Source organism: Aureimonas jatrophae (genome assembly GCF_900104035.1).
In the GTDB taxonomy this organism is placed as follows: Bacteria; Pseudomonadota; Alphaproteobacteria; order Rhizobiales; family Rhizobiaceae; genus Aureimonas; species Aureimonas jatrophae.
In genome coordinates, this window is record NZ_FNIT01000001.1 from 736,725 (window position 1) to 750,381 (window position 13,657).

Below are 13,657 nucleotides of genomic sequence, written 5' to 3' on the forward strand. Positions count from 1 at the left end.
GTCCGGGCTGGGAGCTATTTGTCGCTGACGACATAGCGCGGTTGACGGCAACGCGACACGTCTTCGAAGGCCTTTGGTCCTGTCTGGGTGACCAGCTTTTTATTGCGGTCCACGCCCACTGTCGCTGGCTACGACCAAACCATCTTAACGGGCGCGGAGACCACGGTGCGCAGACCAGGCCGGTTGTCGTGGGTCTCCAACGTTCCACCGATCTGGGACACCACCGCCTGCAGCATGCGCGAGCCAAACCCCGTCCCCTTCACGGTCGATCCCTTGCCCGCTCCCCGATCGGCAACGATGAGCCGGAAGCGGTCGTGGTGCTGCTCGAGCGCGATAGCGAGCGGCCCGGGTTGCCCCTCGTAGGCATACTTGCTCGCGTTGATCACCAGTTCGGTCACGATCAAACCAACGGGGACGGCCCGGTCGGCCGAGATCAGGACAGGTACGAGATCGAAGTGGATACGCTCACGCCATCCCTCTTCCATCGACGACACGAGGTCCTCGACCAGTTCCTCCAGATAACGCCCGAGATCCACGACCTCGACGCTCGCACCGGTGTAGAGTCGGCGATGCACGAGTGAGACCGCACCGATCCGTCGTTGAGCTTCCGCCAGATGCGTCACCGCCTCGCTGCCGGACGCCTCCAGCGCCTGCATGCGCAGGAAGGTCATGACGAGCTGGAGGCTGTTCTGGACGCGATGGTTGACCTCCTTCAGAAGGAAGTCCTTCTGCCCGATCAGCGCCTCATTCTCGCGGATCGTGAGCGCCAGTTCCTCGTTCAGCACCCGAAGGCGTTGCGTGGCACGCTCTTCGCGCAGGCGCCGCACCAAGCGATCGGCGGACTCGATCTCGGCCAGCGACCACGGCTTCGATCGACCTCGGACGGTCTCGGTCCAGTCCTCGAAGGACGAGCGTGGCGTCAGAACGGCCGTTGGATCGGCGGCCACATTCTTGTGCGGGTTGCCGGCCCAGTTGACCACCTCCAGCTTCTCGGCCCGGAACCAGAGAAGAAGGGTCGGGACTTCCGTCGACATCACGACACTGAGGAGACCGCTGGCCAGGGACCGGTATCGTCCCGCTTCCGCCAACTCTTCAGACAGGCGGTCGGTCGCAACTGGCGTGTGGGGAACGGAGCGGCGCGCAAACGAACCCAGCTCAAGGATCGCATCATCGTCCGGGCAGCGCCCGTTCGTGAAGAGGTCGCCGCCCTGGATCGCGGCAAACCCGTCCGCACCGAGCATCTTGCGCAGGTCTGCACCCGCATCGCGAAAGAACTCGGCCAGCGTCGTATCACGCCCGAGCCGAGCGCAGGCTGCATCCTCGCTTGCCCGCAAGCGGATGCGTTCACGGTACAGGACGGCTTCGTCCTTGGCGCGGATCTGGCGCGACAGGCCGCTGGCCAGCGTGCGCGCTGCGACGCGGGTGCCGAGCGTCAGATGACGCGGCGTGCGGTTGTGGCAGGCGATCAGCCCCCACAGCACCCCGTCCTGAACGATCGAGACCGAGGCGGAGGCTGCGACCTCCATGTTGCGCAGGTACTGGATGTGGATCGGGGAGACGCTGCGAAGCGACGCGTCGCTGAGGTCGAGGGGAGGAAGCGATGCATCCCCGGCGCGAAGCGGGGCCGGTTCGTAACCGACGTCCGGTATGACCCTGATACGGTTGCGCACGTAGAGGTCGCGCGCCTGCCGCGGGATGTCGCCGGCCGGGAAGTGGTGGTTCATGAAGGAGCCGACGCCGTCCGCATCGGACTCGCCCACCACAACGCCTGCCTCGTCCTCCAGAAAGCGGTAGACCATCACGCGGTCGTAGCCGGTGAGTTCGCGGAACACCTCGGCGGCCTCGCGGTACAGATCGCTCAAGCCGATCGTGCGCTCGAAGCGATGGCTGGCTGCTTCCAGCATAGCCAGCATGGCAAGCGGACGCTCCCCTGCCGCCTCGGCCGGTTCGAGTTCCACGAGAACATGCTCGCCCGACAGGTGGGCCGAGACGTCGAACGTCTCCTTTTGACCGATCAACGGCTCCAGGACCGCGACGTCGCCTGCCGATAGAGCCGACGTGTCGAGCGACTGGCCAATCAGGTCCGTCAGCGGAACGCCGCGCCATTCCGGGGTGAGCCGCCCCTCGACGTCGCCTGCAACGGCCTGCACCAGTCCGGTCCGCGGATCGGCGACGAGAAGCAGGCCGTGCGGCTGGATGGAACCGGGAATATGGATCGGCTCTCGGTCGCACAGCGTCAGGTCGAGGGCGGCGGGGGCTTGGAGAAGCACGAGGCCTCCGGGCATGAGAAGTCGAAGCGATCTGTGGGTCCGTATACGGGACCCGGAGATCGTCGGGCAACGAAGCGTTCGGTAGGAAGCACTCGGTTGCGCGTGGCCTTTTGCCGTAGCCTAAGCAGCGACTAGGCATCGCGTACTGTGTCATCCATCGGCTGCGCAGTTATCCACCCGAACGATGCTTCGTCACGGCCTCGGTGGCCCGCTCGCGCTCCGGCGCCATCACCAGACTGCGCGGCTTGTAGGGTGAACGACTGGCTTGCACCCCCGGGGCGCTGTAGTGGATCCGGTAGGCGAGATCGTCGAGATAAGCGGTCCCGCGATCACGCCACAGCGCGACTTCCTCGTCGGTCAACCGAAGCAGGAACAGGTAGTCCACCGCACTATGGCTGCACAGCACGTCGAGATAAAAGCCTCCGTCCTCTTCGAGGAGGACCCAGCCGTAGTGCTCGTCGTCCAAAACGATCATGCCACTTCCCGCTTCCGCCGAACGCGATACGCCAAGCAGCCACGTCACTCAGTAGGCGGGGTCGGCCGATGGATGAGAGATGCTCCGGTATCCAACGGCGGCGCATCCTGTGATGGTACAGAACCAACCGGCAAAACCTCTCGAATGCGTTCGGCTAGTTGGCGCAGCGAGACGTCGGTCTTGGACAGGACTTGGTCGGCCGCAGCGTTCAAGGTCTGCCGCTCGCCGGCGCTCAGGTCCTTGGACGACAGCACAACGACCGGAATGTCGGTACGGGACGGGTCGGCGCGTAGCTCGGCCAGGAAGTCGAACCCATCCATCACCGGCATGTTGAGGTCGAGCAGGATGAGATCGGGACGCCGTTCTTCGACCCGCTGAAGGCCGAGGCGACCGTTTGTTGCCGAAGCGAACTCGAAGCCCTGCCGTTGCAGCATCATAGCGTAGCGCGAGAGTGTATCCTCATCGTCATCAATGGCGAGAACCAAGCCGCCCGGCGCATCGCGGTAACGATCCATGATCTCCTTCAAGCGATCCCACTCGACCGGCTTCACGAGGTAATCCGAGGCGCCCAGCGCGTAGCCGATGCGCTTCTCGTCGAGGCTCGACACCATGACGACGGGCACCGCCGAGAGCCGCGGATCCTCCTTCAACTCGGCCAGCACCGACCATCCGTCCTTCTTGGGCATGGTGACATCGAGAAGAATGACGTCCGGTACGAGCGCACGTGCCATCTCGAGCCCAGCAACACCGTCGGATGCCGTGCGCACCGTGAACCCCTCCTTGGTAAGGAACCGGCTAATAAGGTCGCGAGCGTGCGGGTCGTCATCGATCGCAAGCACGGTACCCGCCGTACCGGTACCACTCGCATCACCGCCGGTCGGGATATCAGCTGCCTCGATCGTGTCTTCCACGATGGCAGGAATGCGGATCGTGAAGGTCGTGCCGACCCCTTCCTCACTGGTTACGCCGATGTCACCACCCAGCAACCGGCAGAAGGCGCGGGTGATAGCGAGCCCAAGGCCGGTGCCGCCGAACTTGCGCGTCGTGCTCTCGTCGGCCTGCGCGAAGCGCTCAAACAAACGCTCGACCTGTTCGGGCGTCATCCCAATACCGCTGTCGGTCACCGACAGGGTGACCCAATCGCGCGACGCCACGCTCGTACGCTCGGCAGCCAGCGTGATGGTCCCGTCTTGCGTGAACTTCGAGGCGTTCGACAGGAGATTCAGGAGGCACTGGCGGATCTTGACCTGATCGCTATGCATCTCGCCCAGAGCACCGTCGTGCTGGATCACCAGACGGTTGTTCTTCTTGCCGATGAGCGACCCGACCGTGGACCCGACCTCGTCCAGCACCGTCGCCAACTCGAAAGTCTCGGCGAACACGTCCATGCGTTCGGCCTCGATCTTAGAGAGGTCCAGCACGTCGTTGATGAGGCTGAGGAGATGGCGTGCATTACCCTCGATCTTCTTGAGGTCGGGCAGAAGATGGGTCTGGCCTAGGTCCTCGACCTCCTCTTCCAGCATCTCGGCGTAACCAATGACGGCGGAAAGCGGCGTGCGCAGCTCGTGGCTCATGTTGGCGATGAACTGCGACTTGGCTCGGTTGGCGTTCTCGGCGACCTCCTTGGCTGCCAGAAACTCCTCCTCGAGTGCCCGCTGCTTGGTGACGTCGGTGTTGGTGCCGAACCAACGGACGACCCGCCCATCCCCGTCTCGGATCGGCACGGCTTGGGTCAGGAACCAACGGAACGTGCCGTCGGCAGCGCGCAGCGGGAATGTGTCCTCCCAAGGCTCACCGGTTGCGATGGCAGACCGATAACCCTCATCGACACGCTCCGCATGCTCGGGCTCGATGACGTTGGACCAGCCTGCGAGGGCCATGCTGGCGGCATCGGTTCCTGTGTAGTCGAACCAACGACGGTTGTGCCAGACGATGCGACCGGTTGGCTCGGCCATCCAGGCGAGTTGGGGAATGTTGTCGCCGATCGCGGCCAACTGTGCGCTGGCTTCACCGAGCGCTGCCTTCGTGCGTTGCTGCTCGGTGGTTTCGAGAACGAAGACGCCAACCCCGCCCTGCGACTTGGCGGCTCCCTTGGTCGGGAATGCGGACAGGATCGCCCGACGCTCGCCCGCTTCGCCGAAGGTGAACCCCGTTTCATTGAGGCTGGTTCTGGTTGCGAGCACGCGGTCGAGAACCGGGAGAAGCCATTCCTTCGCGGTTTTCGTGCCGGTCGCCGAGACGATGCCAGAGAACTCGCCGTTGGCGCGGCGAAGGTGACGCTCGGCATCGAAGAAGGCGACCCCAACGGGAGCTGCCTCCATCACGTCGCTGAGGAGATCGGCTCCGGCCCGGGCTTCCTCCTGCCGGCGCCATGCCAACTGCGCGAGATAACCAGCCGCTCCCAAGGCCGGCAGGAGAAGTGCCAGCTGGCCCCAACCCAGCAATCGGCCGATCCGCATGTTGTTCTCGATCACCGCGTTGGACGCAGCGGTCAGCTCACGCGTCGCGGACCGCAGCTCCGCCATGATCTCTCGCCCAACCCCGCTCGCCACCAGGGTGGACGCGGCTTCGAACCCCGACTGCGCGCGCGTGTCGACAACGGACTGAATGAACGTCATCTGCTGTTGGGCGAGATCGGAGACGACCTCGACCTCTTCACCGTCGACCCGTGCGGCGGCGAGAGTCTGCGTTACAGCGTCCAAGGCGGACGGAAAGGCCTCAGAAGCTTGACGATAAGGGTCGAGAAACACGTCCGTGCCGGTGAGGACGAAGCCTCGTGTGCTGCTTTGGGCGGTTGTGACAGTATAAAGGAGTTCGGCTAGCGCGCCGTTCAATCGCCCTTGTGCCTGACTGGACAGCGTACGCGTTTGGCTGGCCCACACCGTCCACGCCAGGATGACGGCCGTCAGGCCCAGCACAATAGCAGAGACCACAAACCCGAGCGGACGCTCTCGGCGACGAGCTCCTGTGCCAGAAGCCACAGAGGGCCCGATGGTCGCGGTCGTCATGCATGTTCCTTGCGCGGGCTTTGATGGTTGGAAGAGGTGCCCGGCCGAGGCAATCTAGTCTCTTGAAGGCACGGTCATAGGCGCTTTGAGCGATGAGGATGCAACCTCGTCATCCTCCGTTGCTCTTGCAGAGCAGTCGGTTGAAAAACGAAGCGCTACAAGGACCCGGTCAACTCGAACCGGATGCCTCCGGGCTTGAAGTCGATGCGCCCCTCACCGTTAAAGTAGGCAGCCACGATCTGCTCTATCAGTTTAGACCCAAAACCACGCCGCTCTGGCACAGCCACATTAGGGCCGTCATTTTCAACCCAGCTAAACTCGAACCTCCCGTCCGTCACGGCCCAATTCATGGTGACGCGACCGGTCTCGTTGGAGAGCGCGCCGTATTTGGCTGCGTTCGTCGCCAGTTCGTGGATCGCGAGCGAGAGGCCGAGAGCCTGCTGCGCCGAGAGGCGAAGACTAGGGCCGCTGCTCGAAATGCGCCCTTCACCGGTTCTATGCGGACGGATAGCCGCTTCGACGACACTGCGCACGTCAGCTTCGTCCGACAATGCACCTGTCAGAATGTCCTGAGCTCGGGCCAATGCCGATAGACGGTTGCCGATAGCTTTGCGTCCTTCCTCCATCGAAGTTGTCTGACGCAACGTTTGCGTGGCGATGGCTTGAACCATGGCCAGCGTGTTCTTCATGCGGTGCGCCAGCTCGCGATTGAGAACGCGTTGGCTTTCCTCCGCCTCGACACGCGACACGGCGACCTGCACGCGGTCGCTGATCTGGCTCATGAACTGCTTCTCGCCGTCCGTCCAAGACCGAAGGGATCGGGAATGGGCAAAGACCAGCGCGAAGGGGTGACCGGTGCGATTGATGGTCAGACCCATGAATGACTTCGCATCGATCTCAGCCAGCGTCGTGCGCTGAGCGCTGTAGTCTACGGCCAAAGTGATGTCGTCGACCGCGACGATCCCAGTATGTCCAGCACCATCGGTTCGAAAGGGCAGGGCGCCTCCGGCAAGGCTGCTCATTCCCGGCTCGCACCAGTCGGTCTGTACATCGACGCTGTCGCCAGCGGCGCTCACGGTGCCAAACCCAACCCGATCGGCTTCCAACCCGTCAGCCACGCAGCGCGCAGCCGCGAGCACGATCTCGTCTAGGCTAGGCCGATCACGAAGCTCATCGCCCAATGTCAGGAGCGCGGCTTGGCGGTGATCGCGTTTGATGCGGTCGGTGACCTCCTGGAACAGGACCGTGAAGCGGTCGCCTCCGACGGCCTGGGCGACCCCCTCGTACCATCGACCAATCGAGCCGACCTGCCGTGTGAAGCGTGCCGGCTCCCCGGTTTCGACGACACCTGCGATTTCCTGCACCCAAGCCTCTTCGACATGCGAGAGGATCTCGCGAACCGTTCGGCCGGTCGCCGTTCGAGGATCGAGGCTCATGAGCTCGCCCCAGGATCGGTTCATCTCTTCGTAGCGCCAATCGACGACGCGTCCTGCCTCGTCTCGAATGACGCTGCCAAGAATGAACCCTTCGCTCAGGCTTTCAAACAGGCCACGCCATTTGGCTTCGCTGTCTCGTAGGGCTCGCTCCGCTTGGGCCAGATCGCCGATCACGTCGACGCTGCGAGCGGCCGCGCGGCGCGACACGAGAAGCTGCATGACCTGCCGTGCCAACGCAGACAGCCCCTCTGCTTGGACGGAGGTCAGACCGTCGGAGCGTGCTACGTGATCGAGCACGCAAAGCGTGCCGAGTGTGTGTCCGTCGGGTGTGACGAGCGGTGCGCCTGCGTAGAAGCGCAGATGCGGCTTCCCGGTTACAAGCGTATTGGCCGCCGTACGCTCATCCCGCGCCAAGTCCGGGATGACCAGAAGCTCCGGTTGCCGGAGAGCGTATTGGCAGACGGACTGAGAGATCGGCGTCTCAGCTAGCGCGAAGCCTCGGCGGGCTTTGAACCATTGCCGATCCCGGTCCACTAGGCTCACCAAGGCGACCGGGGCGTCACAGATCTGCGTGGCAAGTGTCACGACATCGTCGAAACCGGTCTCCGGCGATGTGTCGAGGATCTCGAAGCTACGCAGTGCGGCAAGCCGTGCTTCATCCTCCACCGGTGTCGGCTCCGGTTCACCCCTATGCATGCCCGCGTCCGATCCTTCGGCTCTGGCGCACTTTGTCCCGAAAGTCCGCGCAGGCGTTCTATGTTCGTTTCCCGTTTGACGAAAGCCACATTCGCCTCGACGCAGCACGCAATCGTCGTTACCGGGATCGAAACCTGCCGCGGGGCATTCTCCGCAACACAGCGAAGCAAGGTACGCTATGGCGCAGTCGTTCTCACCCGACAGTTATGCTGTCCTGATTGTCGAGGATGACCCGTTCATCATGGCTGAGGCCGTCGATTTGGTAGAAGAGGCGGGCTTTCGCGCCTACACCGCGCGTAACGCCGACCAAGCCATTCGACATTTGGAGCGTCACTCCGACATCCGAGTCCTGTTCACGGACATAGATATGCCTGGGACGATGGACGGTCTAAAGCTTGCTCATGCGGTTCGGGACCGCTGGCCTCCTGTCACCATCATGGTTGTTTCGGGCAATGTGAAGGTGCAGCAGTCGGATCTGCCGACTGACGGCGTGTTCTTCGCTAAGCCTTATCCTCCTGAAGACGTTCTTCGTAGCTTGGCCGGCGTCGCCAAAGAACTGGAAAGCCTAGCATCGAACTGATTGCAGAGCGGGCTGGCTTACTTGTCGTTTGATTGTGCCAAACGGCGAATGGCTGTTGTTTACTGCCGTGAGGATGGGGCGTCCAGCTTCTGCCGGACCATGCCAGCTTCTTCCGATCCGATCCGATCCGATCCGATCCGATCCGATCCGATCCGATCCGATCCGACGCGACGTCGCCCGCACGCCGGTCCGTGTGCAACATGCGGCAACGCTTCCGAAATTGTGACTGGCTAAGGTTCCAGCCGATCGCAGCAAGGACGGCAACGATGGGCGACGGCTTCGCCTGGACCATTCCCCTTATCCAGTCGGGCTTCGGTGTCCTGTTCCTCTTGGCACGGCGGGCGGGTGCGGCTCCGGAGGCTCGATGCTGGGGTGTTGCCTATCTTCTAACGGCTGCGGCCTTCGCTGTGCCTGCACTGGAGCCGGTGCTGCCGATCGAGATCGTTGCCGTTTCGGCCGACACGCTCTTCGCGCTCGCCTTTTACCACTACGCCAGCGCCTTGCTTGTGCGCTTCGGTGGGCCCGTGGTTTCGTGGCTGCGCTTGGTTCTTCTGGTGATCTCGATCGCTGCGCCCGCCATCGGCGTCCTGTGGATCGGGACGCTCCAGGCCGAGCTTATTGCCTCCGACGTGACGTGCTCGCTGCAACTGGCCCTGGCGCTCGTTCTCATCCCGCTTTGGCCAAAGAGCGGTATCAACCGGGCGATCGTCGCACTGTCCTGGTTCAACATCGTCGACAACCTGATCCGCACAGCTAGCATACCCTTCACGACCGGCGGCACGTCGTTCGATACGTTCCTTGGCAGCGAGTACGGCTACCTGATGCAGGCGACCGCCATGGTCACGGGCTTCGCGTTCGCGATCCTGGCGCTGGCAAGCATCATGTCCGATGTCGTCGCAGCGCATCGGCGGGATGCTCTCATCGATCCGCTGACCGGTCTGCTGAATAGACGAGGCTTGGAGGTCACAGCCGGTCCAGGGCAAGCCGGCCGGCCCGATAGCGTGATCAGTGTCGATCTCGATCACTTCAAGCGCGTCAACGACACGTACGGCCACGAAGTTGGAGATCGCGTTCTCGTCGCGTTCGCGGATCTGATCCATCGCACTTTGCCGAGAGGTTGCGCTGGGGCACGTGTCGGCGGCGAGGAGTTCGTCGTCTGGTTGCCGGGGCGCACGATGAGCCAAGCCGAAATGATCGCGGTCCGCTTGCGGGCTTCCATGGCGGCGCATGACTGGACGGAGGAGGGCATCGACGAGCGGCAGACCGCCAGTTTCGGCCTTGGGCTTCGGCTGGGGGAAGGGGCAGATGAAACGCTCGCGGCAGCGATCCGACGAGCCGATATTCGCCTTTATGAAGCCAAGCGCACAGGGCGCGACAGGATACGAGGACAGGTCGCAGCCTAGCCGCAGTCATGGAAAGGGCCGCTCGCGGCAGCCCTCGTCGTCTCGCCGATGATGCCCGGACCCGTCAGGCGTCGAGCTGGCGTCGGTGCGCATAATCCAGCACGGCCGCGACGAGCGCGTCGTGCACATCGCTCGACTTGTTCCCTTCCAGCTCACGCGCGGCTATCGTCCGTCCGTGCCGGCGGCGATCTCGTTCGGGTGGTCGGGAGGACGGTGAGGTGCGCAGCGTCGAGCTGTCGTCGCTCGTGTTGACGTCGCCCGAAACGTCGTCGGGATCGTTGCGGGCGAGCCTCGGCTACGAGACGGCGGACGGTCGTAGAAGGAGACGTGGAGGCGAGCCGCCGCGCCGGTGTCGCCGCACGACGTCCGATAGGGGTATCCGGACTGTCCGCTTCCAGGTTCCCGGAAGCGGACACGACTCGCTGGAGGCGGTCGGCGCTAGACCTGTCCCATTCCCCCGTCGACGCAGAGTTCCGAGCCGGTGATGAAGCTGGCCTCGTCGCTGAGCAGGAACAGTGTGGCGGAAGCCACCTCGTCGGGGCGCGCCATGCGGCCCAAGGGGATCGGCGCGATCAGCGCCGCGCGTCCATCTTCCGGAACGGCTGCCATCATGTCGGTGTCGGTCGGGCCGGGTGCCACGACGTTGACGCGAATGCCGCGCGGCGCGAGTTCGGCGGCCCAGGTGCGGGCATAGGATCGCACGGCCGCCTTTGTGGCCGCATAGGTCCCGTAAGGCGGGATGCCCATGGCATCCGCGACCGATCCCATCAGGACCACCGAAGCGCCGTCGCCCATCGCAGGCAGCGCCGCCTTCAGGCCGAGCACCATGCCGCGCACGTTCACCGCGAAGTGGCGGTCGAAGTGCTCCACGCTTTGATCCGCAATCGCGGCGGGTTCGGACAGGCCGGCGTTCAGGACCAGCAGATCCAGCCGTCCGTGCGCGTCCGTCACTGCTGTGACGACACGCGCCAGATCGTCCGGCGCACTGGCATCAGCCACCAAGCCGCGAGCCCTTCCACCCAGTTTGCGAGCGGCGGCCTCGACCTCGTCGGCCCGTCGCCCGGTGAGGAAGACGGTTGCTCCCTCGCTCGACAGGCGTTCGGCAACCGCCAGCCCAATGCCCCTGGCACCTCCGACCACGAGGGCGATCTTGTTCTCAACTCTGGCCATCGCACAGGCTCCTTGTTCAGCGACGGCATCCAGATATACGAAGGGTATCTGATCACAAGAACGCACTTAGATGAGCGTAGATATGCTGGACGATACCGAGCTTGCGCGTTTGTCGGAGCAGGCCTGCACAGATATGGCCGCCATCCGGCCGATCCTGGATCGGATCGCCGACAAGTGGACGATCCTGATCCTGACCGTACTCTGCCCCCAGCCGGCACGGTTCAACGAGATCAAGCGAAGGCTGAACGGCATCACGCACAAGGCTTTGGCGGACGCCCTGAAGCGGCTGGAGCGCAACGGCCTCGTGACGCGGACCGTCCTGCCGACCGCGCCGATCGGCGTGGTGTACACGATCACACCGCTCGGCCATTCGCTGCGCGCGCCGTTCGAGGCGCTTTGCGCATGGGCGTTGGCTTACGGACCCGACATCGAGCAAGCGGGATCGCGCTACGATCAGGCAAAGGCCGGCCGATAGCGGCACCGTGCGGAAGCGGATGGCGAACTCGCCCCTGCCTCCAAAACCGGGACCCGCGGGCTACGGACCGCCGCCCGGGTGCTGGTGACGTCGGCATCCCGCACGTCGATCGATCGGGTCGGACGAGAAGGCGACCGTCGGCTTCCCGGAGCCTCAGCATGGTTCGAAGGGCGGGCCATCCGGCGCGTTCGGTCGCGATCACGTCAGCTGCTGTTCGATCGACTTGCTGCGCGGCGTTGCGACGTCGCCCGTGTGCTTCGTCGTGACCGTCTCGATCAGGACGATCCAGCATTCCTCCTCGGCGACGGGGTTGTGCAGGACGCCCCTCGGCACGACGCAAAACTCGCCAGCCTCCAGAACGGTCTCGCGTCCGCCCTCAAACTGAATGCGCAGACGCCCGCGCAACACCTGGAAGAGCTCGTCTTCGTCCTCGTGCCGATGCCAGACCAGCTCACCCAAGAGTTTGGCCACCTTGACGTATTGGTCGTTCACGCGACCGACCACCTTGGGCGACCAGTACTCGGTGACGGCGTGGACGGCGGACATGAGATGGACGGGATCCATGCGTGCTTCCTCGATCTTCACAGCCAGACGGGGACGACGGAGAGGGCCAGAAGCAGACCGAGCGACGTATTGAGACGGCGCCACTGGTGGTCGCTGCGGATGATGCGCGTGAGAACCAGCCCCGCCACGCACCAGAGCGAAAGGGACAGGAGCGACAGGACGCCGAACACCGCACCCAGAAGCACACCGAGGTGGGTCGGGCTGGATGCCAGGGCGACAAAGGTGGCGGCTGCTCCCGTCGTCATCGCCCATCCCTTGGGGTTGTGCCAAAGCATCCAGATTCCCGCCAGAAAGCCATTCGGTCTGGCCGAGGCGCTCAGGTGCGGCGCTCCCCGATGGGCCGTCTGCCACGCGAGCCACAGGAGGTAGGCCGAACCCAGGACCTTCATGCCGAGGGCCAGCGAGGGGTGCGCCGACAGGAGGCCACCCAAACCCAGACCCGCGAGGGCGGCCATGGAGGCCAGGCCCGCCGCGATGCCGGACATCAGGGGAAGCGACCGGCGGAAGCCGAAGTTGACGCCGGATATCGTCGCCATCGCTGTGGCGCCGCCGGGACTGCCGGTTGCGACGAGGGCGAACACAAGCAGGGAAAGAAAGGCGTCCATCACGATCGATCCAGCGGGAAGCACCCGATTTCTACCGATCGGAGGCGGTTCAGCGAAGCTAATCTTGCTCATGGCGAGAATTAGCTGCACTAATGCCCGTCATGGTCCGCAATCTCGACATCGCCCTTCTGCGCACCTTCGCCACCGTCGCGGATCAAGGCAGCATGACACGGGCGGCCGACCTCCTGCATGTGACGCAGGGCGCGATCAGTCAGCAGGTCGCACGGCTCGAAGCCCTGGTCGGCGCGGCTCTTCTCACGCGCGACCCACGAGGCCTGCGGCTGACCCCATCCGGCGAGCGGTTCCTCGAGCGAGCCCGTCCCCTGATCGCCGCCAACGACGAGATCTGGTCCGAGATCGAAGGCGGCGCTGTCTCCGGTCCCGTGCGGCTCGGCCTCCCGTTCGACCTCCTGGCGCCATGCTTCGCGGCAAGCCTGAAGACCTACTGCGAGGCCTTCCCGAAGGTCGAGCTCTCGCTCGTCTGCGCCCCGTCGCCCGATCTTCTCGATCTGGTTCGACGAGGCCACCTCGACCTTGCGGTGGTGGAGGCGGCGGTCGGTACGGAAGGCGGCGAAGTTCTGGCCATCGACCGTCTCGTCTGGGTCGGCGCCCGCTTCGGGCAAGCCCACAAGCGAACGCCGCTGCCGATCTCGCTGGTCGCCGAAACCTGCGTGTTCCGGCCCGCCGTGACGGCAGCCCTCGCGCGGACTGGGCGTGACAGCCGCATGGTGTTCGAGAATGGCGGCCTCGACGCGACGCGAACCATCGTGCGAATGGATCTGGCCGTCTCGGCCTGGCTCGCCTCCACCGTTCCCGCCGATCTCGACATCCTAGCGTCGGAGGCGGACCTCCCTCCGCTTCCCTCGTTCGCCGTCACGTTGCATCGAACCGACGGTGCCCGGGGCGCGGTGTTCGACGAGTTGGCCCGCCAACTTCGCGACGCGATGGCGCGTCCTCGGCTGGTGGCCTGACGAC

At 64.3% G+C, this 13,657-nt stretch carries 11 protein-coding genes; 4 read left to right on the top strand and 7 right to left on the bottom strand.

What is annotated here, in order from left to right; all coding sequences use genetic code 11:
* Positions 1 to 128 precede the first annotated feature (128 nt).
* From BLQ76_RS03615 to BLQ76_RS03630, 4 genes are all read right to left on the bottom strand, one after another.
* On the bottom strand, positions 129 to 2,270 hold the full coding sequence (locus tag BLQ76_RS03615) for a histidine kinase dimerization/phosphoacceptor domain -containing protein (RefSeq protein WP_244519455.1): 2,142 nt from the start codon (positions 2,268 to 2,270) through the stop codon (positions 129 to 131).
* Between the two features lie 169 nt (positions 2,271 to 2,439).
* The gene (locus tag BLQ76_RS03620) at positions 2,440 to 2,745 is read right to left on the bottom strand and encodes a hypothetical protein (protein WP_090668896.1); all 306 of its coding nucleotides are present in this window, start codon (positions 2,743 to 2,745) and stop codon (positions 2,440 to 2,442) included.
* A gap of 44 nt (positions 2,746 to 2,789) precedes the next feature.
* The gene (locus BLQ76_RS03625) at positions 2,790 to 5,753 is read right to left on the bottom strand and encodes a response regulator (RefSeq protein ID WP_090668899.1); all 2,964 of its coding nucleotides are present in this window, start codon (positions 5,751 to 5,753) and stop codon (positions 2,790 to 2,792) included.
* A gap of 155 nt (positions 5,754 to 5,908) precedes the next feature.
* Positions 5,909 to 7,855 (bottom strand): HWE histidine kinase domain-containing protein, encoded by a 1,947-nt coding sequence (locus BLQ76_RS03630; RefSeq protein WP_170842456.1) that lies wholly within the window; start codon positions 7,853 to 7,855, stop codon positions 5,909 to 5,911.
* 208 nt (positions 7,856 to 8,063) lie between these two features.
* Here BLQ76_RS03630 and BLQ76_RS03635 point away from each other — a divergent pair, with 208 nt between their 5' ends.
* Both BLQ76_RS03635 and BLQ76_RS03640 read left to right on the top strand, forming a co-directional pair.
* Positions 8,064 to 8,465 (top strand): response regulator transcription factor, encoded by a 402-nt coding sequence (locus tag BLQ76_RS03635; protein WP_090668904.1) that lies wholly within the window; start codon positions 8,064 to 8,066, stop codon positions 8,463 to 8,465.
* A gap of 266 nt (positions 8,466 to 8,731) precedes the next feature.
* Positions 8,732 to 9,868 (top strand): GGDEF domain-containing protein, encoded by a 1,137-nt coding sequence (locus BLQ76_RS03640; RefSeq protein ID WP_183193198.1) that lies wholly within the window; start codon positions 8,732 to 8,734, stop codon positions 9,866 to 9,868.
* 438 nt (positions 9,869 to 10,306) lie between these two features.
* On the opposite strand, the gene BLQ76_RS03645 is transcribed toward BLQ76_RS03640, so the two are convergent.
* Entirely contained in the window at positions 10,307 to 11,038 is a 732-nt protein-coding gene (locus tag BLQ76_RS03645; protein ID WP_090668910.1) for an SDR family NAD(P)-dependent oxidoreductase, read from the bottom strand.
* 82 nt (positions 11,039 to 11,120) lie between these two features.
* Here BLQ76_RS03645 and BLQ76_RS03650 point away from each other — a divergent pair, with 82 nt between their 5' ends.
* Complete coding sequence (locus tag BLQ76_RS03650; protein WP_090668913.1) at positions 11,121 to 11,513, top strand: winged helix-turn-helix transcriptional regulator; 393 nt, start codon at positions 11,121 to 11,123, stop codon at positions 11,511 to 11,513.
* Between the two features lie 198 nt (positions 11,514 to 11,711).
* On the opposite strand, the gene BLQ76_RS03655 is transcribed toward BLQ76_RS03650, so the two are convergent.
* Together BLQ76_RS03655 and BLQ76_RS03660 are read right to left on the bottom strand one after the other, a co-directional pair.
* Entirely contained in the window at positions 11,712 to 12,077 is a 366-nt protein-coding gene (locus BLQ76_RS03655) for a cupin domain-containing protein (RefSeq protein WP_090668916.1), read from the bottom strand.
* A gap of 17 nt (positions 12,078 to 12,094) precedes the next feature.
* Positions 12,095 to 12,682 carry a LysE family translocator gene (locus BLQ76_RS03660; RefSeq protein WP_090668919.1) on the bottom strand — a complete coding sequence of 196 codons (588 nt, stop codon included), beginning with the start codon at positions 12,680 to 12,682 and terminating at the stop codon, positions 12,095 to 12,097.
* 92 nt (positions 12,683 to 12,774) lie between these two features.
* Here BLQ76_RS03660 and BLQ76_RS03665 point away from each other — a divergent pair, with 92 nt between their 5' ends.
* Positions 12,775 to 13,653 carry a LysR family transcriptional regulator gene (locus BLQ76_RS03665; protein ID WP_210184135.1) on the top strand — a complete coding sequence of 293 codons (879 nt, stop codon included), beginning with the start codon at positions 12,775 to 12,777 and terminating at the stop codon, positions 13,651 to 13,653.
* Positions 13,654 to 13,657 lie beyond the last annotated feature (4 nt).

Bases quoted from the DNA above. Each gene is read 5' to 3' on its own strand.
- BLQ76_RS03625 (WP_090668899.1), bottom strand. From the start codon at position 5,753: ATGACGACCGCGACCATCGGGCCCTCTGTGGCTTCTGGCACAGGAGCT.
- BLQ76_RS03665 (WP_210184135.1), top strand. From the start codon at position 12,775: ATGCCCGTCATGGTCCGCAATCTCGACATCGCCCTTCTGCGCACCTTC.
- BLQ76_RS03650 (WP_090668913.1), top strand. From the start codon at position 11,121: ATGCTGGACGATACCGAGCTTGCGCGTTTGTCGGAGCAGGCCTGCACA.
- BLQ76_RS03655 (WP_090668916.1), bottom strand. From the start codon at position 12,077: ATGGATCCCGTCCATCTCATGTCCGCCGTCCACGCCGTCACCGAGTAC.
- BLQ76_RS03635 (WP_090668904.1), top strand. From the start codon at position 8,064: ATGGCGCAGTCGTTCTCACCCGACAGTTATGCTGTCCTGATTGTCGAG.
- BLQ76_RS03645 (WP_090668910.1), bottom strand. From the start codon at position 11,038: ATGGCCAGAGTTGAGAACAAGATCGCCCTCGTGGTCGGAGGTGCCAGG.
- BLQ76_RS03640 (WP_183193198.1), top strand. From the start codon at position 8,732: ATGGGCGACGGCTTCGCCTGGACCATTCCCCTTATCCAGTCGGGCTTC.
- BLQ76_RS03660 (WP_090668919.1), bottom strand. From the start codon at position 12,682: ATGGACGCCTTTCTTTCCCTGCTTGTGTTCGCCCTCGTCGCAACCGGC.
- BLQ76_RS03620 (WP_090668896.1), bottom strand. From the start codon at position 2,745: ATGATCGTTTTGGACGACGAGCACTACGGCTGGGTCCTCCTCGAAGAG.